At 70.4% G+C, this 21070-nt stretch carries 20 protein-coding genes; 8 read left to right on the top strand and 12 right to left on the bottom strand.

Annotated features, from left to right (window positions below; all coding sequences use genetic code 11):
• Window positions 1–23: 23 nt before the first annotated feature.
• From FPZ47_RS12440 to tnpA, 6 genes are all read right to left on the bottom strand, one after another.
• Complete coding sequence (locus tag FPZ47_RS12440) at window positions 24–1655, bottom strand: fatty acid--CoA ligase (RefSeq protein WP_144945732.1); 1632 nt, start codon at window positions 1653–1655, stop codon at window positions 24–26.
• 105 nt (window positions 1656–1760) lie between these two features.
• The gene (locus tag FPZ47_RS12435) at window positions 1761–2834 is read right to left on the bottom strand and encodes a YncE family protein (RefSeq protein WP_144945735.1); all 1074 of its coding nucleotides are present in this window, start codon (window positions 2832–2834) and stop codon (window positions 1761–1763) included.
• A 365-nt stretch (window positions 2835–3199) separates the two neighbouring features.
• The gene (locus FPZ47_RS12430; RefSeq protein WP_144945987.1) at window positions 3200–3937 is read right to left on the bottom strand and encodes a DUF427 domain-containing protein; all 738 of its coding nucleotides are present in this window, start codon (window positions 3935–3937) and stop codon (window positions 3200–3202) included.
• A 35-nt stretch (window positions 3938–3972) separates the two neighbouring features.
• Complete coding sequence (locus FPZ47_RS12425) at window positions 3973–4245, bottom strand: DUF6295 family protein (RefSeq protein WP_144945738.1); 273 nt, start codon at window positions 4243–4245, stop codon at window positions 3973–3975.
• A gap of 12 nt (window positions 4246–4257) precedes the next feature.
• The gene (locus tag FPZ47_RS12420; RefSeq protein WP_144945741.1) at window positions 4258–5013 is read right to left on the bottom strand and encodes a dienelactone hydrolase family protein; all 756 of its coding nucleotides are present in this window, start codon (window positions 5011–5013) and stop codon (window positions 4258–4260) included.
• A 709-nt stretch (window positions 5014–5722) separates the two neighbouring features.
• A complete protein-coding gene (tnpA, locus tag FPZ47_RS30630) occupies window positions 5723–6130 on the bottom strand; it encodes an IS200/IS605 family transposase (protein WP_428321246.1) in 408 nt (135 codons plus the stop codon).
• Between tnpA and FPZ47_RS28365 the strand changes: the two genes are divergently transcribed.
• The gene (locus FPZ47_RS28365; RefSeq protein WP_425461720.1) at window positions 6026–7450 is read left to right on the top strand and encodes a zinc ribbon domain-containing protein; all 1425 of its coding nucleotides are present in this window, start codon (window positions 6026–6028) and stop codon (window positions 7448–7450) included. The two genes, tnpA and FPZ47_RS28365, sit on opposite strands and share 105 nt — an antisense overlap.
• Before the next feature lie 157 nt (window positions 7451–7607).
• Here FPZ47_RS28365 and FPZ47_RS12405 read toward each other — a convergent pair whose 3' ends face one another.
• A complete protein-coding gene (locus FPZ47_RS12405) occupies window positions 7608–8390 on the bottom strand; it encodes a hypothetical protein (RefSeq protein WP_144945747.1) in 783 nt (260 codons plus the stop codon).
• Between the two features lie 161 nt (window positions 8391–8551).
• Here FPZ47_RS12405 and FPZ47_RS12400 point away from each other — a divergent pair, with 161 nt between their 5' ends.
• From FPZ47_RS12400 to FPZ47_RS12385, 4 genes are read left to right on the top strand one after another with little or no spacing between them, the layout of a single operon-like run.
• Window positions 8552–11008: a GcvT family protein gene (locus FPZ47_RS12400; RefSeq protein ID WP_144945750.1), complete on the top strand. Its 2457-nt coding sequence runs from the start codon at window positions 8552–8554 to the stop codon at window positions 11006–11008.
• Between the two features lie 6 nt (window positions 11009–11014).
• Window positions 11015–12163: an N-methyl-L-tryptophan oxidase gene (gene solA / locus FPZ47_RS12395; RefSeq protein WP_144945753.1), complete on the top strand. Its 1149-nt coding sequence runs from the start codon at window positions 11015–11017 to the stop codon at window positions 12161–12163.
• The gene (locus FPZ47_RS12390) at window positions 12160–13311 is read left to right on the top strand and encodes an aromatic ring-hydroxylating oxygenase subunit alpha (RefSeq protein WP_144945756.1); all 1152 of its coding nucleotides are present in this window, start codon (window positions 12160–12162) and stop codon (window positions 13309–13311) included. Before solA ends, FPZ47_RS12390 begins: the two co-directional genes overlap by 4 nt.
• Window positions 13312–13348: 37 nt before the next feature.
• Complete coding sequence (locus FPZ47_RS12385; RefSeq protein WP_168209432.1) at window positions 13349–14158, top strand: IclR family transcriptional regulator; 810 nt, start codon at window positions 13349–13351, stop codon at window positions 14156–14158.
• Here FPZ47_RS12385 and FPZ47_RS12380 read toward each other — a convergent pair.
• The 5 genes from FPZ47_RS12380 to FPZ47_RS12365 all read right to left on the bottom strand — a co-directional run bounded on the left by FPZ47_RS12380 (window position 14155) and on the right by FPZ47_RS12365 (window position 18392).
• The gene (locus FPZ47_RS12380) at window positions 14155–15489 is read right to left on the bottom strand and encodes a ClC family H(+)/Cl(-) exchange transporter (protein WP_246133200.1); all 1335 of its coding nucleotides are present in this window, start codon (window positions 15487–15489) and stop codon (window positions 14155–14157) included. The two genes, FPZ47_RS12385 and FPZ47_RS12380, sit on opposite strands and share 4 nt — an antisense overlap.
• Window positions 15490–15555: 66 nt before the next feature.
• Complete coding sequence (locus FPZ47_RS28360; protein ID WP_168209431.1) at window positions 15556–15726, bottom strand: VOC family protein; 171 nt, start codon at window positions 15724–15726, stop codon at window positions 15556–15558.
• Between the two features lie 18 nt (window positions 15727–15744).
• A complete protein-coding gene (locus FPZ47_RS12375; RefSeq protein ID WP_210419892.1) occupies window positions 15745–16959 on the bottom strand; it encodes a cytochrome P450 in 1215 nt (404 codons plus the stop codon).
• Between the two features lie 3 nt (window positions 16960–16962).
• Window positions 16963–17454: a 2,4'-dihydroxyacetophenone dioxygenase family protein gene (locus tag FPZ47_RS12370; protein WP_210419891.1), complete on the bottom strand. Its 492-nt coding sequence runs from the start codon at window positions 17452–17454 to the stop codon at window positions 16963–16965.
• An 89-nt stretch (window positions 17455–17543) separates the two neighbouring features.
• Window positions 17544–18392 carry an alpha/beta fold hydrolase gene (locus FPZ47_RS12365; RefSeq protein WP_168209430.1) on the bottom strand — a complete coding sequence of 283 codons (849 nt, stop codon included), beginning with the start codon at window positions 18390–18392 and terminating at the stop codon, window positions 17544–17546.
• Window positions 18393–18462: 70 nt separating this feature from the next.
• Here FPZ47_RS12365 and FPZ47_RS12360 point away from each other — a divergent pair, with 70 nt between their 5' ends.
• Genes FPZ47_RS12360 through budC form a run of 3 tightly spaced genes read left to right on the top strand, consistent with a single transcriptional unit; the run spans window position 18463 to window position 21069 of the window.
• Window positions 18463–19302 carry a transketolase gene (locus FPZ47_RS12360; RefSeq protein ID WP_144945762.1) on the top strand — a complete coding sequence of 280 codons (840 nt, stop codon included), beginning with the start codon at window positions 18463–18465 and terminating at the stop codon, window positions 19300–19302.
• On the top strand, window positions 19299–20270 hold the full coding sequence (locus FPZ47_RS12355; protein ID WP_144945765.1) for a transketolase family protein: 972 nt from the start codon (window positions 19299–19301) through the stop codon (window positions 20268–20270). Before FPZ47_RS12360 ends, FPZ47_RS12355 begins: the two co-directional genes overlap by 4 nt.
• Complete coding sequence (gene budC / locus FPZ47_RS12350; protein WP_144945768.1) at window positions 20263–21069, top strand: meso-2,3-butanediol dehydrogenase; 807 nt, start codon at window positions 20263–20265, stop codon at window positions 21067–21069. The genes FPZ47_RS12355 and budC overlap by 8 nt, the downstream gene beginning before the upstream one ends.
• The last annotated feature ends 1 nt before the right edge of the window (window position 21070 follow it).

Below are 21070 nucleotides of genomic sequence, written 5' to 3'. Positions count from 1 at the left end.
GGCTTTTGCGTCTGCTCGCGCAATCAGTCGCGCGCTTCGATCACCCAGTAGCCGTGTTCGGCGTACCGCGACCGGATGGCCTTCTTGTCGTACTTGCCGACGCTGGTCCGCGGGATCTCGTCGACGAACGTCCACCGCTCCGGCAGCCACCACCGGGCGACCTTGGCGGCGAGGAAGTTCCGCAGCTCCTCGGCGCTGACCGGTTCGCCCGGTTTGGCCACGACCACCGCCAGCGGTCGCTCCTGCCACCGCTCGTCGGGAACTCCGACGACCGCGGCCTCGAGCACGTGGGGATGCCCGATCAGGCAGTTCTCCAACTCCACCGAGGAGATCCACTCGCCGCCGGACTTGATGACGTCCTTGGCACGGTCGGTCAGGGTGACGAAGCTTCGGTCATCGATGCGGCCGACGTCGCCGGTGCGTAGCCAGCCCGAGTCGAACTTCGATTCGTCGCGCCCCCGGTAGTAGGAGCCGGCGATCCACGGCCCGCGGACCTCGACCTCGCCCACGGCGTTGCCGTCGTTGGGCAGCGGCCGACCCTCGTCGTCGACGATGCGCATCTCCACCCCGCACACCGGCTGCCCCTGGGTCGCGCGGTACGCCCACCGCTGCTCCGGCGGGGTCCCCGGCGGCGGCCAGGCCGTGGTGGCCATCGGCGACGTCTCCGTCATCCCCCACATCTGCCGGATCTGGACGCCGTGCTTCTCCTCGAAGGTGCGCATCAGCGACACCGGGACGGCCGAACCGCCGCAGGCCACCAGCCGCAGTGACGACAGGTCGTGCTCCGGGTCGTCCTCGAGGCGATGCAGGATGTCGTTCCAGATGGTGGGCACCGCGCCCGCCACGGTGGGCCGCAGGGTCTCGATCATGTCGATCACCGACCGGGCGTCGAGATGGCGGTCGGGCAGCACGATGTCGGCACCCGCCATCAGCGCCGCATACGGCAGCCCCCACGCGTTGGCGTGAAACATCGGCACGATGGGCAGCACCGTGTCGTCGGCCCCCACGCCGACGCCGTTGGCGGTGCACGTCGTGATCGAGTGCAGGAAGCTGGAACGGTGGCTGTAGACGACGCCTTTGGGGTTGCCGGTGGTGCCGCTGGTGTAGCACATCGCGGCCGCGGAGCCCTCGTCGATGTCCGGCCAGGCGAATTCGGCGGACTCTGCGGCGACGACGTCGTCGTAGCGCAGCACCGTCTTGCCCGACTCGTCCAGGGGCGCCGTGTCGCCCTCCCCCGCCGCGATCACGGTGTGCACGCTTTTGAGCTCGGGCAGCACGGGGGCGAGTTGTCCGGCCAGGGACAGGTCGACGACCACGACGCGGTCGTCGGCCTCGTTGGCGATGTAGGCGATCTGCTCGGGAAAGAGCCGGATGTTGAGGGTGTGCAGCACGGCGCCCATCGACGGCACCGCCAGGTAGGCCGCCAGGTGTTCGGCGTTGTTCCACATGAACGTCGCCACCCGCTGGTCCCCGGTGATGCCCAGGTGGCGCAGCGCGTTGGCCAGCCGGCCCGCCTGCTGCCCCAGTTCGGCGTAGGTGGTGTGCCGGTAGCCGCCGCCGGTGGCCGTGGTGACCATGCGGGCTCCGTGGACGCCGCAGCCGTGCCGCATGATCGCGGTGATCGTCAGCGGGAAGTCCTGCATCGTGCTGTCCATCGCTGTGCCGCCTTCACCCCTCGGTATCGGTGCGCCGAATGGTATCGCCGCGCACGTGCAGGGAGAAAACGGGTTGGCGGAACAACCGCCTTGCGCAGGAGCCCGTTACACGAGGGCGGGCACGTCGGCGACCAGCTCCGGTATGACCCACTCGGCGCACTCGATCCCCAGCGCCACGATCGAGGCGACCGGCACCACGGTGACCGCGCCGGAGTACTCGGCGATGTAGAGGTGGGTGGCGTCCGGGCTTTCCACCACGCAGGACGGCTTGTGCACCACGTCGACGGTGCCCACGACGTCCTGCGTGAGCGTGCACAGCACCGTGACGCTGTCGGCGCTGACCAGATAGGCGCGATACCCGTCGCCGCTGAGCGTCAGACCGGTGACGACGCCCGTGACCTCACCGAGTTTGCGCGTGCCGATAATCCTGCGGGTCCGGGTGTCGACGACGTCGATGACGGCACCGGCCTCCGGCGCGCTGCTGAGCACGTAGGCCAGCGCCCCGTTGGGGCTGAGCGCGACGTCACGGATCGGCAGGCCGATGTCGACGGAGCCGAGGACGCGCGCATCACCAGGCCCGGACCGCGGGCCGGTCTCGATCACGAGCAGCCGTCCGCCGGCGGCGACGTAGAGGTGGGCGCCGTCGGGGCTGACCCGCAGGCACTCCGTGGTGGTTGCCGGCGCGTCACCGAGATCGACCGTTTCCACCGCACCCGTCGTCGTGTCCAGCACGGCGACGTCCGCGACGCCGGCGCCGTTGCGGCCGGCGTAGACCTGCGTGCCGTCGGGGCTCACCGCCAGGTCGCTCACGCTGTACGCCAGCGGATGCGACGCGACGACGGCCCGGGTGGCCAGGTCGAGGACCGCGACGGCGTCATAGGCCGCGGTCGCGGTGCGGACGTACGCGTGACCGGAGTCACGGCCGCCGACGGCGATCGCCGACGGCTCGCCCAGGCCGGCGATGGTTCCGGTGACCCGGCAGGTGGCGGCGTCGATGACGGAGACGCTGTGGTCGGCGTAATTGGTCACGAGCAGCTGCGAGCCGTCGCGGGTGGCGGCGATGGCGCTGATCGGGCCGTTGCCCACGACGATCTTGACGACGATCGGGAATTCCGGCGTCTCGCCGAGTTCGATGAGCTGGCCATCCCGCGCGATCGTCCGGTCGTTTGCGTCTTTCATGCTGACACCGCCTTTGCTGTGTGCGTCCTACCTCCACGCGCGACAGTGGTCGCGAAACACTCGACGAGACCGGCCGCGTGGATTCACCCGTGTCCCAGCACCTGCAAGATGATTGCCTTTTTCAACAGTACCGGCTGAATTCCGTTCGAAAATAAAGCCAATTCGCGTCCTGTAACCCACATCACCCGACCGGCCCGGCACGTGGCGCTGCGGCCGGCCGGTTTTCGGGTCCGGGCAAACGAAGCTTCCTCTGGCTTGCAGGAATTCCCGTGCCGTCGCTAACTTTCGGGACGCATGCTCACCGGAGCCGAAAACTGAGAATTTCTCAGCTGCGCGCTGATACCGAGGCACATGTCACAGCGGTCTCAGCCGAAATGAGTCCGCGGCCGGCCCAGCGCCACACCGTCGACGACGACGTCGACCTTTTCGTTGTAGAACGCCACCAGACCGGCGATCGCGGCGACCGCGGGCAATGGGTAGTGGTACGTCCACGCCAGGTCGGGATGGACGGTGTCGCCGGCCCGCACCGACCAGCAGCCCGACGTCACCCCTTTGTAGGGACACAGCGTCCGGGTCGGCGTTGCTTCCAGATGCTCGAAGGCGATATCGGTTGGATCGATGTAATACCTTGTCGGCAAACCGGTTTCGAAGAGCAGCACGGGAGTCATGGTGTCGGCCAGTACGGCTCCGCCGAGTTCCACCCGGACATGGCGGTGCGAGCGCAGCGCGTCGACCCGCACGTACGGACTGCGCGGATGCCCGTAGACCGGCTCGTCCTCCTCGAACCAGCGCAGCGGGCCCCAGTCGAAACGCACGGTGCCCGCCACGGGGCCGTCGCCGTCGAACACCCGCGCCGCCGACTCGTACACCCGGTCCCCGGCGATCAGGGAGTGCGGCCGCGACGGCCCGAACTGCACGCGCTGCGGGCGGCCCTCGTCGCGCAGGAACCCGGCGCGGACGTCGGCGACCGGGATGTAGTACTGCGGGTAGTAGGGCACCTCCCACACGTAGCGGGCCGCGGTGGTGTCGAAGACCAGCGCATCGCCGAGATAGCCCCGGACCCGGCGCGGTGCGGGCTCGACCCTGCCGGGTTCGGCGGCCATCTGCGGGTAGTCCCGATCGGCGGTCACCGCGGCGGCTACTGGTTCTTGGACGCCAGGCCGGCCGGCGCGTGCGCGACGGCTTGGCGGATGGCGTCGGCCAGCGCGAGCGCGCTCTCCTCGGTGAGTTCGAGCGCCACCCGCGCCGAGGGGCCCGACTGCGGGTCGATCACGTCGATGTTGACGGTGTGGCCGTAGGGCGCATGCACGGGATGGTCGACGTACACCGTCGCGCGCTTGGCGCCGAACCATCCCGTCGCGCCCTTGCCACTGCCGTCGATCTCGACGTGTTCGGTGAGATAGGTGCACATGGGTTGGCAAACCTAGCCTTTCAGGTGGGTGGCGAAGAACGCGTCGATGTGGCGCCAGCCGTCCAGCGCCGCCTCCACCCGGTAGGCGGGCCGGTCGACGGCGAAGAACGCGTGGCCGGCGCCGTCGTAGGCGTGGAATTCGTGCGGCTTGCCCAGCTTGTTCAGCTCGGCGTCGAGCGTGGCCACCGCCTCGGGTGAGGGAAACCGGTCCTCGTTTCCGAACAGGCCCAGCAGCGGGCAGCTCAGGTTGGGCGCCAGGTCGAGAATCGGTGTGATCGCCTGGGGCGCGCCCTCCGGGGGAGCCTCGACGATGAACGCGCCGTAGCAGTCCACCGCCGCGTCCAGCCGCAGCGAGCACGCCGCCAGGAACGCGTGCCGCCCGCCCGAGCAGTGCCCGATCACACCGAACTTCCCGTTCGCGCCGGGCAACGTGCGCAGGTGTTCGATCGCGCCGGCCACGTCGCCGACCAGCCGCGCGTCGGGCACCCCGCCCGCCGCCCGTGCCGCCGCGGCGGCATCGTCCGGCGAAGCGCCCGGCGCCTCGCGGGAGTACAGGTTCGGCGCCACCGCGTGATAGCCGTTGACGGCGAGCCGGCGGACGAATTCCTTGGTCTGCCGGTCATGTCCGGGCATGTGGTGGATCCACACGATCCCGCCGCGCGACCCCTCGGCCAGCGGCATGGCCCGGTAGGCCTCGATCTCGTCGCCCCCGTGGCCGATGATGCTGATCGTCTCCGCACGGATCGCGTCCGGGCTGACGGTGCTCATCGCGGTGCTCCTTGCCGGGCCGCAACCGGAGTGTGGAGCGCGCGCGGCCCTGCTGGCACGCCCCGCCGGACCCAACGTATCCGACGGCCCCCGGCACGCCGACGGGCGCGCCCGTGCGCCGACCACGATCGGCACCGTCAGCTCGTCCATGTTGACGGGCACCTTGGCCATGCCCACCGACAGGATCTCGCCGCTGTCCCGGGTGCCGTTGCTCGGCGTTGGGCGACAGGGTCCGCACCAGGGCGCCGAGATTGAGCTTGGGCGCCTTGGACGCCACGGCGATGCCCGCGGCCTTGGTGCGTTGCGGATCGGCCAACGGGTCCAGGTACTCGTGCACGTCGCGGCGGTCGGTCAGGTCGACGGCCACGATGCGGGTCACCGGCACCGACGCGGACAGGCCGGCCGGTGTCCGCAGCGCGGAATGCATGATGCCCAGCAGTGCCGTCGGAGGTGATCGCCAGGCCCTCCAGCCCCCGATTCGGGGCGCGCAGCGAGAGTTCCTTGGGCAGGCTTCCATCGGACGGTGAAAGGCGTTCCAGCTCTTTGCGGTGCCAGCGGGACCCCGTTGAGGTCCATCAGCGATTCGCCGGCGGTACGCCCGTCGACGGTGGGGCCGCGGTCGGCGAGGCCGTGTATCTCGGTGGCGCTTCCGGGCACCGCCGCGATCGCGGACCCGTGCGAATTCGCTTGGATGGCAACGCCTCCGAGGCTAGCGAGCGGCGAGCGGTTCTCGGCGTACAGTTTGACGCTGCCGCTGACGGTGACCGAATTCTTGGGCGCAAGCCTCGGGCTTCAGCCCGAGGTGAGCCCATCCGGTCTGTCGCCGGGCGTAGCCCGGCGTTGCGAGTGGGCGGGCTTGGCCGTCGATGTATTGCTTGATGATGGACAGGGGTGCGCGTCCGCAGGAGGCGGCGAAGTAGGACGGCGACCACAGGTGGCCGCGCATGCGGGCGCGGACACACGCGCCGGTGAACTCCCGTCGGACCGCGTAAGCGGTGCGGCCTTTAAGCCGTTGCGCCAAGGTGGAGATCACCAGGGTGGGCGGGTATGCGATCAGCAAGTGCACATGGTCGGTTTCGCCGTTGAACTCGAGCAAGCACATGGTTTCACCGCCGATGCGGCGCAGTCGTTCGCCTGGTCGCTGCGTCAGTCGTGGGTGCGCGAGCATCTGCCGGCGCAGGAGACCCAGAACCTGGGGGCGCGGGCGTTTGATGCGGTGCGCCTGTGGCATGTGGGCCGCAAAGGCAAGCCGCGGTTCAAGCCGGCCAAACGCGGGTTGCGTTCGCTGGCGGCTAAGGACGGCAACGGTGCGCTGCGCCCGAAAACTGATGAGGCTGGGCGTCTGGTCGGGTTGCAGTGGGGCGCGGGGTTCGTCATCCCCATCGCCGCGCCCGCGCTGTCGGGCCGTCGCGGTAAGGAACAGCGGGCCGAGCTCGCCGAGATCAAGGCACTGATCGCGGCCGGGAAAGTCTTGTCGACGCGGATCGTGCGCACGCTGATCAACGGGCGCGCCACCTACCGGATGCAGGTGGTCTGTGATGGTCGCCCGACCCGCCGGTACCCGGTCGGCGACGGGCAGGTGTCGTTCGACCTGGGCCCGAGCCAGATCGCGGTGGCCGTGGCGCGCGCGGATGGGAGCTGGTCGGGGTGGGTTGAGCCACTGGCCGATGCGATCCGGTTGGACACGCTGCGGTTGCGCCGCACTCAGCGGCATCTGGACCGCCAGCACCGCGCCGGCTCGCCGGACTGCTTCGACGGGGATGGCAGCCACAAATGGGTTCGTTGTGGCTGGCGGCGTTCGGCCGCCGCGCAGCACACCGTGATGCGCGTAGCCGAGTTGCATCGCCGGCTGGCAGAGCACCGCAAGACGTTGCACGGATGCTTGGCGAATCGGCTGATCGCCCGCGGCACCGATATCGCCTGTGAGCGACTGGGGTACGTCGCGTGGCAGAAAAACTTCCCGCGCAGTGTGCGCGACCGCGCGCCCGGGCTGCTGGTGGAGATGTTGCGCCGCAAGGCTGAAAGCGCCGGCGGGCCCCAGCTCTACGAATACAACCCACCAGCCACCGCCTTGTCGCAAACGTGTCTGTGCGGGGCGAAAAAGAAAAAGCCGCTCTCCCAGCGGGTGCACCGCTGCGGGTGCGGCATTCGAGAAGATCGCGACCTGTTTTCGGCCTACCTCGGACTGCATGTGCGAACCGAGGCCGATGGGGTCGATCGGCTGGATTTGCAGGCAGCCCGCCAGGGCTGGCTGCATCGTCAGGACGTCGATGAGTCGCCGAAGTCCAGCCGTAGTGCATTAGCACGCAAGAGGCATCCGCCCTCGCGGAGGTCGGTGGCGCGCATCAAAGCGCGGCGTAAAGCCAAAACGATGATGCGACAGAGCCGCTCGGCGCGAACCTCCACTATCGACCAGCCCACGGCGATAGCCGCATGAGCGCCTATCGAGACAGCCGGTCGGCACGAGGAATCCTCGCAGTTCACTGCGGGGAGGACGTCAAGGGAAGCCGGTCGGTACCGGTGAACCGGGCGTACACCCCACACGAATGGCTGACCAAGAGAAGTTACCGGGCAGGTGAACGCCGCACGCGCCGTCACCGCCGCCTGTCGCGGACCTTGTAGGTGGAGGGCCACGATTTACGCGACTCGTCTCCGGTCAGCGGCGTCCCCATACCGCCGACCTTGACGCTGTACGCCTCCTTGCCGGGGCCGACTTCGCGGTTGGCATGCTCCTGCGCCAGGTAGTACAGCTCGTCGATGGTGGCTTCGTCATAGGCGACGAACGAGGTTTCCCGCACCACGTCCTCGATCCCGGCCAGCAACCGCCCGGGCAGCACCCGCGACACCAGCGCGGCCAGCACCAGCAGCACGACCGGGACGACCCAGTAGCAGACGAACGACAGCGGGGTCGTCGCGTCGCGGATCGTGGCGTCGCGGTGCACGAGCGGCGGGATGGCCGACGACACGGTCATGCCGGCGAACGCGGCGGCCCACGTCCAGGTCAGCAGGCCGGCCATCCGCCCGAACAGCTCGGTCTTGACGACGTCGGGCGGCTGCTCCGCGGCGGCGACGTCCGCGACGAACGACCTGCCGCCGAGCGCGCCGCCCACGGTGACCAGCAGGATGCCGGCGTTGCTCAGCGGCAGCATCCATGCCCGGGCGACCGACGCGCCGAGCGCGACCGTGAGCACCGTCAGGACCGCGAACGTCGCGACCGCGCCGGCTTGCGGCGCGCGTCCCGGCTGCCCTGGGAAACCCCCGATCAGCAGCCCCGCGACGGCGGCCGCCAGGGCGACCGACGCGGCGGCGGTCGCGGGGACGTTACCGATCAGCACCCAGTAGGCGAGCCACGGCGCCAACCCGAACAGCATGCCCACGGGGGGTCAGTGTAAGGCCGCCGGCCGGCGCCGCGGCGGCTTCGCGCGCCACGCTGTCATGTCGGCGTGACACCGCCCCCGCGCGGCCGCGCTATCGTTGCATATTAAGCAACATGTTTCGTGATACGCAACATAGCCACCAGTCGCCGGGAGCAGGAATCATGGGACCGAAAGTTGTCATCGTGGGTGCCGGCATCGTCGGCACGTCGCTGGCCGACGAGCTCACCGCGCGCGGCCTCACTGAGGTCACCGTGGTCGACCGCGGCGCGTTGTTCGCCACCGGCGGATCGACCTCGCACGCCCCCGGCCTGGTGTTTGCGACCAACGCCTCGCACACCATGAGCGCGTTCGCCCGCTACACCGTCGAGAAGTTCTCGGAGCTGAGGCACCCGGGCGGGCCGGTGTTCAACCGGGTCGGCGGGCTCGAGGTCGCGACCACCGCGCCGCGCTGGGCGGATCTGCAGCGCAAGGCGGGCTGGGCGCAGGCCTGCGGAATACCGGGCCGGCTCCTCGGCGCCGCCGAGTGCGCGGCGCTGCACCCGCTGCTGGACCGGGAGCAGATCCTGGGCGGCTTCCACACCCCGCCGGACGGGCTCGCCGCGGCCCTGCGGGCGGCCGAGGCCCAGGCGCGGCGCGCCACCGCACGGGGCGCGGCCTTCGTGCCCGGCACCGAGGCGCTCGGGGTGGTGGACCGCAACGGCCGCGTCCGCGGCGTCCGCACCGGCCGCGGGGTCATCGACGCCGACATCGTGGTGTGCGCGGCCGGGTTCTGGGGGGCCGGGCTGGCCCGCCGGGTCGGGCTGACCCTGCCGCTGGTGCCGATGGCCCACCAGTACGCCACGACCGGGCAGGTCGCCCCGCTGGTGGGCCGCAACACCGACGAGCACGACGCGGGCCTGCCGATCCTGCGCCACCAGGACGCCGATCTGTACTTCCGCGAGCACGTCGACCGGCTCGGCATCGGCTACTACGGGCACCAGCCGATGCCCCTGGGGGCCGATGACCTGTCCACCCTGCTGGTCGACACCGCCGGCGAGCCGATGCCCGCGATGCTGCCCTTCACCGAGGAGGACTTCGCCCCGGCCTGGCGCGACTCCGTGCGCCTGCTGCCCGCGCTGGGCGACACCAAGGTCGAGGCGGGCTTCAACGGGATCTTCTCCTTCACGCCGGACGGCTTCCCGCTGCTCGGCGAGCACCGGGACCTCGGCGGGTTCTGGGTCGCCGAGGCGGTCTGGGTGACGCACTCGGCCGGGGTGGCCAGAGCCGTCGCCGAATGGATCGTCGACGGCACCCCCTCGCTCGACGTGCACGAGAGCGACCTGTACCGCTTCGAGGAGTTCGCGCGCAGCCCGCGCTTCATCGAACAGGCCTGCACGCAAGCGTTCGTCGAGGTCTACGACATCGTCCACCCGCACCAGCACCGCAGCGCGCTGCGCGGCCTGCGCACCAGCCCGTTTCACGCCCGCCAGGTCGAGCTGGGCGCGTTCTTCTACGAGGGCGGGGGCTGGGAACGACCCGCGTGGTTCGAGGCCAATACCGGTCTGGCCGCGCAGGCCGCGGCCGCCGGGGTGCGCTTCCCCGGCCGCGACGAGTGGGCCGGCCGGTTCTGGTCGCCGATCGCGATCGCCGAGGCGCACCGGACCCGCGAGCGCGTCGGTCTGTACGACGTGACGCCGCTGACCCGTTTCGAGGTCGGCGGGGCCGGCGCGGCCGGCTTCCTGCAACGGCTGTCCACCAACCACGTCGACAAGCCCGTGGGCTCGGTGACCTACACCCTGATGCTCGACGAAACCGGCGGCATCCGCAGCGATCTGACCGTCGCGCGGCTGGGCGAAACCCGGTTCCAGGTAGGCGCCAACGGGCCGCAGGACTTCGACTGGCTGTCCCGGCACCTGCCGGGCGACGGCACGGTCACGCTGCGCGACGTCACCGGAGGCACCTGCGGTGTGGGAGTGTGGGGCCCGGCCGCCCGCGAGCTGGTGCAGCCGCTGTGCCGGGACGACCTGTCGCACCGGGCTTTCCCGTACTTCCGCGCATTGCAGACCTACCTGGGCGCCCTGCCGGTCACGATGCTGCGGGTGTCCTACGTCGGCGAGCTGGGCTGGGAGATCTACACCGAGGCCGGCTACGGCGCCGCACTGTGGGACCTGCTGTGGACGGCCGGGCGGGGCCATGGGGCCGTCGCCGCGGGCCGCATCGCGCTCAACAGCCTGCGCATGGAGAAGGGCTACCGCGCCTGGGGCACCGACATGACCGCCGAGCACCGGCCCGACGAAGCGGGCCTGGGCTTCGCGGTCCGCATGACCAAGGCCGACTTCATCGGCAAGGCCGCCCTGCTGGCTGCCCGGCCGCGAAGGCTGCTGCGCACCATCGTGTTCGACGATCCCGCCGCCGTGGCACTGGGCAAGGAGCCGGTGTACGCCGGGGACGTGTGCGTCGGGTTCGTCACCAGTGCGGGCCATTCGCCCACGCTGGGCCGCACCGTCGCCTACGCCTGGCTGCCCCCGGGCGCGGCCGTCGGCGACACGCTCACCGTCGACCATCGCGGACGCCGCCACACCGCGACCGTGCATCCGCACGCCGTCGTGGACCCAGAACTTGCCCTGATCCGGAGGTAGGCCGACATGACCACGACCACAACGGCTTACGACGTCATCGTCGTCGGACTCGGCGGCATGGGAAGCGCGGCCGCCTACCACGTCGCCGCCCGCGGGCACCGGGTCCTCGGCCTGGAGCGCCACCAACCGGCGCACGCCAGGGGCTCCAGCCACGGCGGCTCGCGCATCATCCGCCAGTCCTACTTCGAGGACCCCGGCTATGTGCCGCTGCTGCTGCGCGCCTATGAGCTCTGGGACAAGCTGGCCGTCGACGCCCAGCGCGAGGTGTACCGGCTCACCGGGGGACTGTTCGTCGGGCCGCCGGACTGCCGGACCGTCGCGGGCAGCGTGCTGGCCGGCCGCCGGTGGGGGCTGGCGCACGAGGTGCTCGACGCCGCCGAGATCACCGCGCGGTTCCCCCACTTCACGCCCCACCCGGGCGACATCGCGCTCTACGAGGCCAAGGCCGGGTTCGCCCGCCCCGAGCTGACGGTGCGCGCGCACCTCGACCTCGCCGACCGCGCGGGGGCCACACTGCGATTCGACGAGCCGGTGCTCGAGTGGAGCCAGACCCGCGACGGCGTGCGGGTGAGGACCCCCCGCGGGTCCTACACGGCCGGCCGGCTGGTGATCTGCCCCGGCGCCTGGGCGCCGCAGCTGCTGGCCGAGCTCGGGGTCCCGATCACGGTGGAACGTCAGGTGATGTACTGGCTGGACCCGATCGGCGGCGCCGCCGCGTTCGCCGACCATCCGATCTTCATCAGCGAAAACTATTCCGGTGCACAGATATACGGCTTCCCGGCAATCGACGGGCCACGCGGCGGTGTGAAGGTCGCCTTCTTCCGCAAGGGCCTCGCCTGCACGCCGGAGACCATCGACCGGGTGGTGCGCCCGCGGGAGATCGACGAGATGAGGGCGCGGGTCACCGAGTTGTTGCCGGCGCTGGCCGGCGGGTGCCGGCACACAGCGACCTGCATGTACTCCAACACCCCCGACCAGCACTTCGTCATCGCCCGCCACCCGGGATACGCCAATGTCACTGTGGCGTATGGGTTTTCGGGGCACGGCTTCAAGTTCGTGCCCGTGGTCGGGGAGATCCTCGCCGACCTGTGCATCGAGGGCGTCACCGCCCACCCCATCTCGTTGTTCGACCCGCAGAGACCGGTGACCCGATGACGACCACCGGACGGCCGTCGCCGGCGCTGCTGCCGACCCTGGGCGGCGACTACTACACCAGCGCGGCCGTCTTCGCCGCCGAACAGCGGCACGTGTTCGAGAGCATGTGGTTCTGCGCCGTGCGCGCCGGCGACGTCGGCGAGCCGGGTCAGTTCAAGAAAGTCCAGGTGGGCCGGGAAAGCGTGCTCGTGGTGCGCGGCCGCGACCGGATGCTGCGCGCCTTCCTCAACGTGTGCCGGCACCGCGGCGCGCTGTTGTGCACGCAACCCGAGGGCCGGGTCCGCCGCAACCTGCGCTGCCCCTACCACTCGTGGACCTACGGGTTGGACGGCACGCTGGTGGCCGCACCCAATCTCAGCGCGCTGACCGAGGAGGGCGGCGCGGGCATCGACCGCCGCGACTACGGCCTGGTTGCGGTGGCGCTGCGCGAATGGCTCGGGTACGCCTGGGTCTGCCTGGCCGAGGACCCGCCGTCGTTCGAGGACGACGTCGTCGGCGCGGCCGCGCACCGGCTCGGCGACCCGCGGGCCATCGACGCCTACCGGATCGACACCCTGCAGGTGGGGCACCGCGTCAGCTACGACGTGGCGGCCAACTGGAAGCTGATCGTCGAGAACTTCATGGAGTGCTACCACTGCGCCACCATCCACCCCGAGCTGACCAGGCTGCTGCCCGAGTTCGCGGGGGGTCGCGCCGCGCAGTCGTCGGTGGGACACGGCGCCGAGTTCGGTTCGGGCGTCGACGGTTTCACGGTCGACGGCAGCCCGGGGTTCCCCAGCCTGCCCGGGGTCGGCACCGGCCAGGAGCGACGCTACTTCGCGATCACCGTCAAGCCGACGGTGTTCATCAACCTGGTGCCCGACCATGTCATCTTCCACCGGATGTTTCCGCTGGCCCCCGATCGCACCGTCGTCGAATGCGACTGGCTGTACGCCCCGGACGTGGCGGCCACGGCCGACCTGTCTCGTTCGGCCGAGCTGTTCCACCGGGTCAACGAGCAGGACTTCGATGCCTGCCGGCGGACTCAGCCGGCGATGTCCTCGCGCGCCTACCGGGCCGGCGGCGTCCTGGTGCCCGCCGAACACCACATCGCCGAATTCCATCGGTGGGTGGTCTCGCGCCTCGGCGCGCCCATCGCGCCGAGGTGAGCGGGTCCCGCTGAACACCGGTATAAGCTCGGTCGTCATGGCGAGCGGCGACAACGGAGATGCCCCCGCCGGCCGCTCCGACCCGGGCCCCGCGGTGCAATCGGTCGATCGGGCCCTGCTGGTGCTCGAACTGCTCGCGGACCTGGGCAAGGGCGGGGTCACCGAGATCGCCGACGAGCTCGGCGTGCACAAGTCGACGGCGTCCCGGCTGATCGCGGCGCTGGAGTCGCGCGGCTACGTCGAACAGCTCTCCGAACGCGGCAAATACCAGCTCGGCATCGCGGTGTCGCGGCTGGCGCGCTCGCGCAGCGGGCATCTGGATCTGGTCAAGCTCAGCCAGGACGCCTGCGACGCGCTGGCGGCCGAGGTCGGTGAAACGGCGAATCTGGCTGTCCTGGACGAGAACCGGATCGTCAACATCGCCGAAGCCGTCAGCATCGCCGTGATCGCGCTGCAGACCTGGGTCGGCCAGACCTGCCCGGCACACGCCACGTCGGCGGGCAAGGTGCTGCTCGCCGCGCTGGACGCCGACGAGGTGCGCGAGCGGCTCGGCCCCACGCTGGAGGCCTTCACCGACAACACGATCGTGAGCATCGACGCCCTGGAAGCCGAACTCGCCGCCGCGCGACGCGCCGGATGGGCCGGCGCGCGTGAGGAACTCGAGATCGGGCTCAACGCCGTGGCCGCGCCGGTGTATGACGCCAACGGCCAGATCGCCGCGGCGCTGAGCGTGTCCGGGCCCGCCTACCGACTCGAGGCCTCCGCCTTCGCGGAGGTCGCGCGGCGGACGATCGCGGCCGCCGACAGCGTCAGCCGCCGGCTGGGCTGGACCGACCGGGCCTGCTAACCGCGACCGTCTTCTATGACGGCCGCAACGGCCATGCGCTCGCGCAGGCTGTCGTAGATCGGCGGCGATCTCACCAGATACGCGGCGAGGACCGCCGCCGCGGTCGCAGCCATCATCGGCACGATCACCGTCGTCGTGGCCGTCATCTCCACGACGATCACCATCCCGGTGACGGGCGCCCGGACGGTGGCCCCGAAGAACGCCGCCATTCCCACCAGCGCCATCGGAATCGCCAGCGACGACGCGTTCGTCGGCCACATCAGGTTGAAAACCCCGACGAACGCCAGCCCCCACAGCGCACCCACCGCCAGCAGCGGCGCGAACAGCCCACCCGGCACGGCGGCCGAGTAGGACAGCGGGCCCGCGACGAGCCGCACCACGAGGTAGCCGATGACCACGGAGAGCAGGATGTGGTGCCCGCCGAGGATCAGTTGGCTCACGGGGTCGCCGCCGCCCACCGTCAGCGGATGCACGAACATCGCCAGCCCGATGACCGCGCCGATCAGCGCCGCCTTCGCGGGCGCGGGGACCCGGCCCAGCGCGGCGACGTGGTCGACGAACCACAGCACCAGCCGGTTGTAGGCGGCCCCCAGGGCTCCGGTCAGCAGGCCGAAGGCGATGAAGAGCGGCAACCACACCAGGTTGGGGGCCCCGGTCGGTGCGACCTGGAAGTCGGGGTGGTTGCCCAGGACGAGCCGGGAGCACCCGACGGCGGCCGACGCCCCGATGAGCGTGGCCAGCACGGTCTTCACCCGGAACGACTTCGTCACCTCTTCGAGGGTGAAAAGGGTGCCGCCGATGGGGGCGTTGAAGGCGACCGCGAGTCCCGCCCCGCCCAGCGCCGTCTGCATCATCCTGACCTCGGCGTCGGGCAGCCGGGCCCGGCGCGCGGTCTCGGCGCCGATTGCCGCGCCCATGTGCACCGTCGGGCCCTCGCGGCCCAGCACCAGCCCGGAACCGATCGCCAGCAGGCCGCCGACGAACTTCGCGGGCAGCAAACGGATCAGGGGTGGCCGGGCGTCGCCCCGGAAGACCGCCTCGACGTGCTGGATCCCGCTGCCGGCGGCCAGCGGCTCCCACCGCACGACCAGCGCGGCCAGGGTGGCGCCGGCCGCGGCGGCGGCCAGCGGGAGCAGCCAGCCCGGGCCGGGCAGCCGGTGGGCCCAGTCCACGAAGTCGACGCGCAGGTGCTCGGCGGCCTTCAGGCACCAGCGGAAAGCGCCTCCGATGAACCCGATGGCCACCCCCGCGACGGTCGCGACGACACAGATGAGCAGGGAGCCCCGCATCGAATCGTCGGGCTGGTCGGGGCCTGCCGTCGGCGCGGTCATCAACCGTTCCCCTTCCACGCTGGACAAACCCGGCCGGCTCCCAGTCTCCCAGATCGGCGGTCGCGATCAGACGCGTGCGTCCTGCCCGGCGTAGCAGCAGGTGGTGGCGATCTCCTCGCGCACCGCGTCCGCCGATGCCGCCTCGATGCCGAGATGGTGAAGCGTGCCGCCGTCACCGCAGCCCATGGTGATCACGACGTCACCGGCGCGCCCGTCGCCGCCCCGAGCGCGGCTCACGGCCGGGCATCGACGTCCTCAGGCGCTCAGCCGGATGGGGAGGTGCTTCAACGAGTTGTTCAGGTTCGAGCGCACCCGGACCGGCTCACCGATGAGCTCGATGACGGAGAACGACTCCAGCAGTTCCCGAAAGAACACCCTGGCCTCGAGCCTGGCCAGGTGCACGCCGAGGCAGTAGTGGCTCGCGAAGCCGAAAGACAGATGAGGATTGGGGCGGCGGTGGATGTCGAAGGCCTGCGGGTCGGCGAAGACCGCTTCATCCCGGTTTGCCGACGTGTAGTACATCGCCACCTTGTCGCCGGCGGCGATGCGGGTGCCGGCGAGTTCGGTGTCGACGAGCGCGGTGCGCCGGAAATAGTGGAGCGGATTGTCGTAGCGGATGATCTCCTCGACGGCGCCGGGCAGCAGCGACGGGTCGGCCCGCAACTCGGCCAGCTGGTCCGGATGCCGGAGCAGAGTGAGCAGCCCGGAGGAAAGCATGCCCTTCGTCGTGTCGAAACCCGCGGTGACGAGTTGCACGAAGAATCCGCCGAAATCGAGATCGCTCATCGGCTGGCCGCCGAAGTCCGCGTGCAGGATCGCGCTGGTCAGGTCGTCGGCGGGAGCGCCACGGCGACGAGCGGCCGCGAACTCGACGGCGTAGGCGGCCATCTCGACTCCGCCGGTGGCGTTGCCCGCCTCCGGGGCGCCCAAATCCGGATCCTGGCTGGACGTGTTGCGCTGCGCCAACGTTTGCAGGTAGTCCCAATCGCGGCGCGGCAGGCCGAAATACTCGCCGATCACGTGCGTGGGCAGGTTCGCGGCCACGTCGTGGACGAACTCCACGTCCCGCTTTTCGCGAGCCTCGGCCATGATGCCGCGACAGATGTCGCGCACCCGGCTTTCCAGGCGCGCAATCGCCCGCGGCCGGAAGTGCGGTGACAGCGGTGCGCGATGGGTCGTGTGCCGGGGCGGGTCCATGGCCAGCAGCATGCTGCGCATCCGTGCCAGCGTGTCCGGCGCCGGGTCCTCGACGACGACGCCCCCGTGATGGGACGAGAAGATCTCGGGGTGGCGGGCGACCCGGACGACGTCGGCGTGGCGCAACACCGCCCAGAAGCCTTCCTCGCGCTCCATGGGCTGCCAGTGCACGGGCTCGGTGCGCCGTAACTGCGCCAGCGCCTCGTGCGGCACACCACGGACGAAGGTGTCGGGGTTGGCCAGGTCCGCGGGGCCCGCTGCGGTGCTGGTCACGGTTCAGCCGGTCAGGACGTTGGGTCGGGGCAGCCCGGCCGCCTCGCACAGCGCAAGATAGGTCGCCAGAACGTTGGAGGCGTCCAGGATGCTCTCGATGTTGCCGTCCGCGTCGAGGTTCAGGTTCGCGCCATAGATCTGGAACCAGACACCGGTGTCGTCCTCGAGGACCTGCAGGGTGTGGACCGAACCGGCCGGTTCGTACAGGAATGAGCCCGCGCGGTTGACGTAGCTGTACTCCTTGTACTTCCACGCCCCCGTTGTGGTGTACGCATAAACCGGTCCCGTGTGTTTGTGGCGTTGCACTTCGTAGCCGGCCCGGAAGACGTTTTCCACGATCCAGAGGCCCTCGGCCTCTTTGACCTGGATCACCTTCAGCTTGGAGCCGTCACCGAGGTCGACGAACGGCAGCTCGTCGGCGCCGATGTGCACGGCGGTCGGCACGTCGGCCATCGTCATGGAGATGCCTTTCCCGGAGCGATCGAGCGAAACCACCGAGCCCAAGTATGGAACACGATTCACGAAATACACAACACCTAATTGCGGGATGGTCAATCGGGCGCGGAGGTTCGGGGTCGGGCCGGTCAGGAAATCGGATAGCGGCGCAGCTGGTCGACGATCGCCTGCGTGACCTCGGCGGGACGTTCCTGCACCAGCCAATGCCCGGCGTCGAGGTCGACGCGCCGGTAGTCGGCGATCGGGATCTTCTCCCCCAGGGCGACAGCCAGCGGCCCGGCATAGGGCTCGTCGCGGCCCATGATCAGCAGGGTGGGCACCGTCACCGGCTCCGGAGCGGCCGACAAGATCCGTCGGTGCCCGTCGGAAGCCCGGTACCAGGCAAGCGCAGCCGACAACGCTCCGGGCTGGTCGAGCACCGCGACCAGCTGCTCCTGTTCCGCGGCGCTGTGCCCGGTCAGCAGCGCGCGGAAAACCGCGAGGTGATCCTGCCCGAGCACGCGCTCGGCCGCCCCGTCCGGCGCGAGGACCAAGGCCAGGAAGTTGCGGTAGTCCTCGACGGCGGGGTCGGTCCAGGTCCCCTCCGCGAAGGCGTGATAGTGCGGAATCGACAACACGGTGAGCGACGCCAGGCGCGACGGCGCGGCGATCGCGACGAGCCAGGCGATCGCCGCCCCCCAATCATGGGCCACCAGGTGAAACCGGCCGAAGCCCAGAGCGTCCGCGACCGCCACGACGTCGCCGACCAGCTCCTCGTGCCGGTAGGACTCCACCTCGCGGGGCCGCGCCCCCGGGCTGTAGCCCCGTTGGTCCGGGGCAGCGCACCGATAGCCCGCGCCGGCCAACGCCGCCATCACGCCGGCCCACATGGCGGAGGTTTCCGGGAAGCCGTGCAGCAGCAGCACCGGCTCGCCGGCTTGCCCGGCCCGCCGCACGGTGAAGTCCATGCCCCTGGCACTGATGGTTGGCTGCGTCATGTTCGCCAACCGTAACGGCGGCGGGGCATCCGATTGACGGCTACTCACCGTATTTGCTTGTATTCGAGCCATGGCCGACCTGTGCGCTCGACAATGCGGTGCCGCCGAGCTTGCCTTTATCGCCCGGCGGCTACGGCTGCATGCGGTCGCCGCCGCGCGCGGCAAGGGAGAGGGTTACATCGGCCAGGCACTGCAGTCGGCGGAACTGTTCGCGGTCTTGTATTTCCATGAGATGCACTGGTCGCCAACCGCTCTCGACGACGAGTCCCGCGACAGGTTGCTGCTGTCGGTGGGCCACTACGCGCTTTCGCACTACTGCGCCATGGCCGAACACGGCCTGCTGTCGCGGGCCCAACTGGAGACGTACGGTGCCGACGGAAGTCCGCTGACGTTGGGTGCCGAACCCGGTGACGTGCCGGGTGTGGAGTTCGCCGGCGGATCGCTGGGGCACGGCCTCGGGGTCGCCGGTGGACTCGCCTGGGGCCTGCGCCACCTCGGGAACCCGGCGCGGGTGTTCAACTACATGTCGGACGGCGAGACGCAGGAGGGCTCCACCTGGGAAGCGGCGATGTTCGCCGGCGATCGGAACCTGGCCAATCTCACCTGCGTCGTCGACGTCAACCGGACCCAAGCCGACGGCGAACTGGTGCTCGAGGTCGAACCGCTGGCGGAGAAATTTCGCGCGTTCGGGTGGTGGGCCGCCGACGTCGACGGCAACGACATCGACGCGCTGCTGGACGTTTTCGCCAAGGCCCGCAACGACGGCGGCGACCGGCCGCGCGCCGTCATCGCGCACACCCGCCTCGCGCATGGGGCGGCGAGCCTGCAAGCCCGCCGCAACGCACATTTCGTGCGGATCCCGGCGGATCAGTGGTCCGCGGTGCAGCGCGAGATCGAGGCGGGCTTGTGACGGCCGCATCGGCCGGCGCCGCCGCGGCCATGGGCATGCGGGTCAAGGCCGGGCCCTGGGGGCGCGCACTGGTGGACGCCGCGACCCGCCGCACCGACATCGTCGCGGTGTCGGCGGATTTGAAGAAGTACACCGACCTGTCGGCGTTCGCCGCCGCGTTCCCGGACCGTTACATCGCCGTCGGGATGGCCGAGCAGAACCTGATGCTGACCGCCGCCGGCCTGGCCCGCGCCGGGCTGACCGTGGTCGCCACCTCCTTCGCGGTGTTTCTGGGGCGGCGTGCCGCGGACTGCGCGATCATGCAGATCGCGCTGCCGCGGGCCAATGTCAAACTCGTCGGCGCGACGCCGGGCATCTCCGCGACGTTCGGCCCGTCGCACACCTCGATAGACGACCTCGCGGTGTGGCGGGCGGTCCCGAACATGGTGGTCATCGACCCCGCCGATCCCGTTGAGGCGGCGCAGGCGCTGACCGTGGCGCTCGACTACGACGGGCCGGTGTACCTGCGTCAGCCCTTCGACCGGCCCGCCGCGAGCCGCACGACGGACCTGCCGCCGTTCGAACTCGGCAAGGCCGCGGTGCTGCGCGACGGCGCCGACGTCGGCATCGTCGCCAGCGGGGACCGGGTGCCCGAGGCGTTGACCGCGGCCGACACGCTGGCCGGCGACGGCATCGACGCGACCGTGCTGCGGGTCAGCACCATCAAACCGTTCGACGGCGACGCGGTGGCCGACATCGCGGCACGCACCGGACGGCTGGTCACCGCGGAGAACCACTCGATCATCGGCGGGTTGTTTTCGGCCACCGCCGAGGCGCTGGCACGCCGGGGGCTCGCGGTACCGGTCACGCCGATCGGCGTCCCGGACACGTTCCCGCCCTTCGGATCGCCGGATTTCACCGCGGAGTTGCTCGGCATGACCGCTCGGCACATCGCCGACGCGGCACGGGCGGCGGTGGCGCGTGGATAGCACGAGGCATAGCGGACGGGTGGTCGTCGTCACCGGCGGCGGCCACGGGATCGGCGCGGCCACGGTACGTCGTTTCCTGGACGAAGGGGCGTCGGTGGTGGCCGCCGACGTCAACCCCAAAGGCCTGCAACGCCTGTCCGACGAATTCGATGATCGGCTCGTCACCCGGGTCACCGACGTCACCGACGAGGCCGCGGTGCGTGACCTCGTCGATGCCGCGGTGGCGGCTTTCGGACGGCTGGACACGATGGTCAACAATGCCGGCGCGATCACCATGGGCACCGTCGTCGACGTCGAGCCCGCCGACTGGCGCCGCATCATGGCGGTGAACCTGGACGCGGTCTACTTCGGATCGCGAGCGGCCATACCGCACCTGATCGCCACCGGCGGCAACATCGTGAACACCGCGTCCATCTCCGGACTGGCCGGCAACTACGGCCTGGTCGCCTACTGCGCCGCCAAGGGCGCCGTGGTCAACCTGACCCGCAACATGGCCATCGACCATGCGCGCCAAGGCATCCGGGTCAACTCGGTCTGCCCGGGGCCGGTGAACACCCACCCCGGCGGGATGATGGACCACCCCAACATGAAGCCGGTCTACGAGCACAACATCCCGATGGGGCGTGTCGGTGAGCCCGCGGAGATCGCCAGCGTGATCGCGTTTCTGGCCTCCGACGACGCCAGCTTCATCACCGGCCACAACCTGGTCGCCGACGGCGGACTGACCGCACACACCGGCGAGCCCAACTTCACCGACCTGTACGCCGAGGAGTTCCGCGCGGCCCAGCGGGCCCGGTAGC

Origin of the sequence: Mycobacterium helveticum (assembly GCF_007714205.1) — a bacterium.
In the GTDB taxonomy this organism is placed as follows: domain Bacteria; phylum Actinomycetota; class Actinomycetes; order Mycobacteriales; family Mycobacteriaceae; genus Mycobacterium; species Mycobacterium helveticum.
The sequence above is the reverse complement of the archived record's forward strand: the minus strand, read 5'-3'. Positions and strand labels throughout refer to the sequence as shown.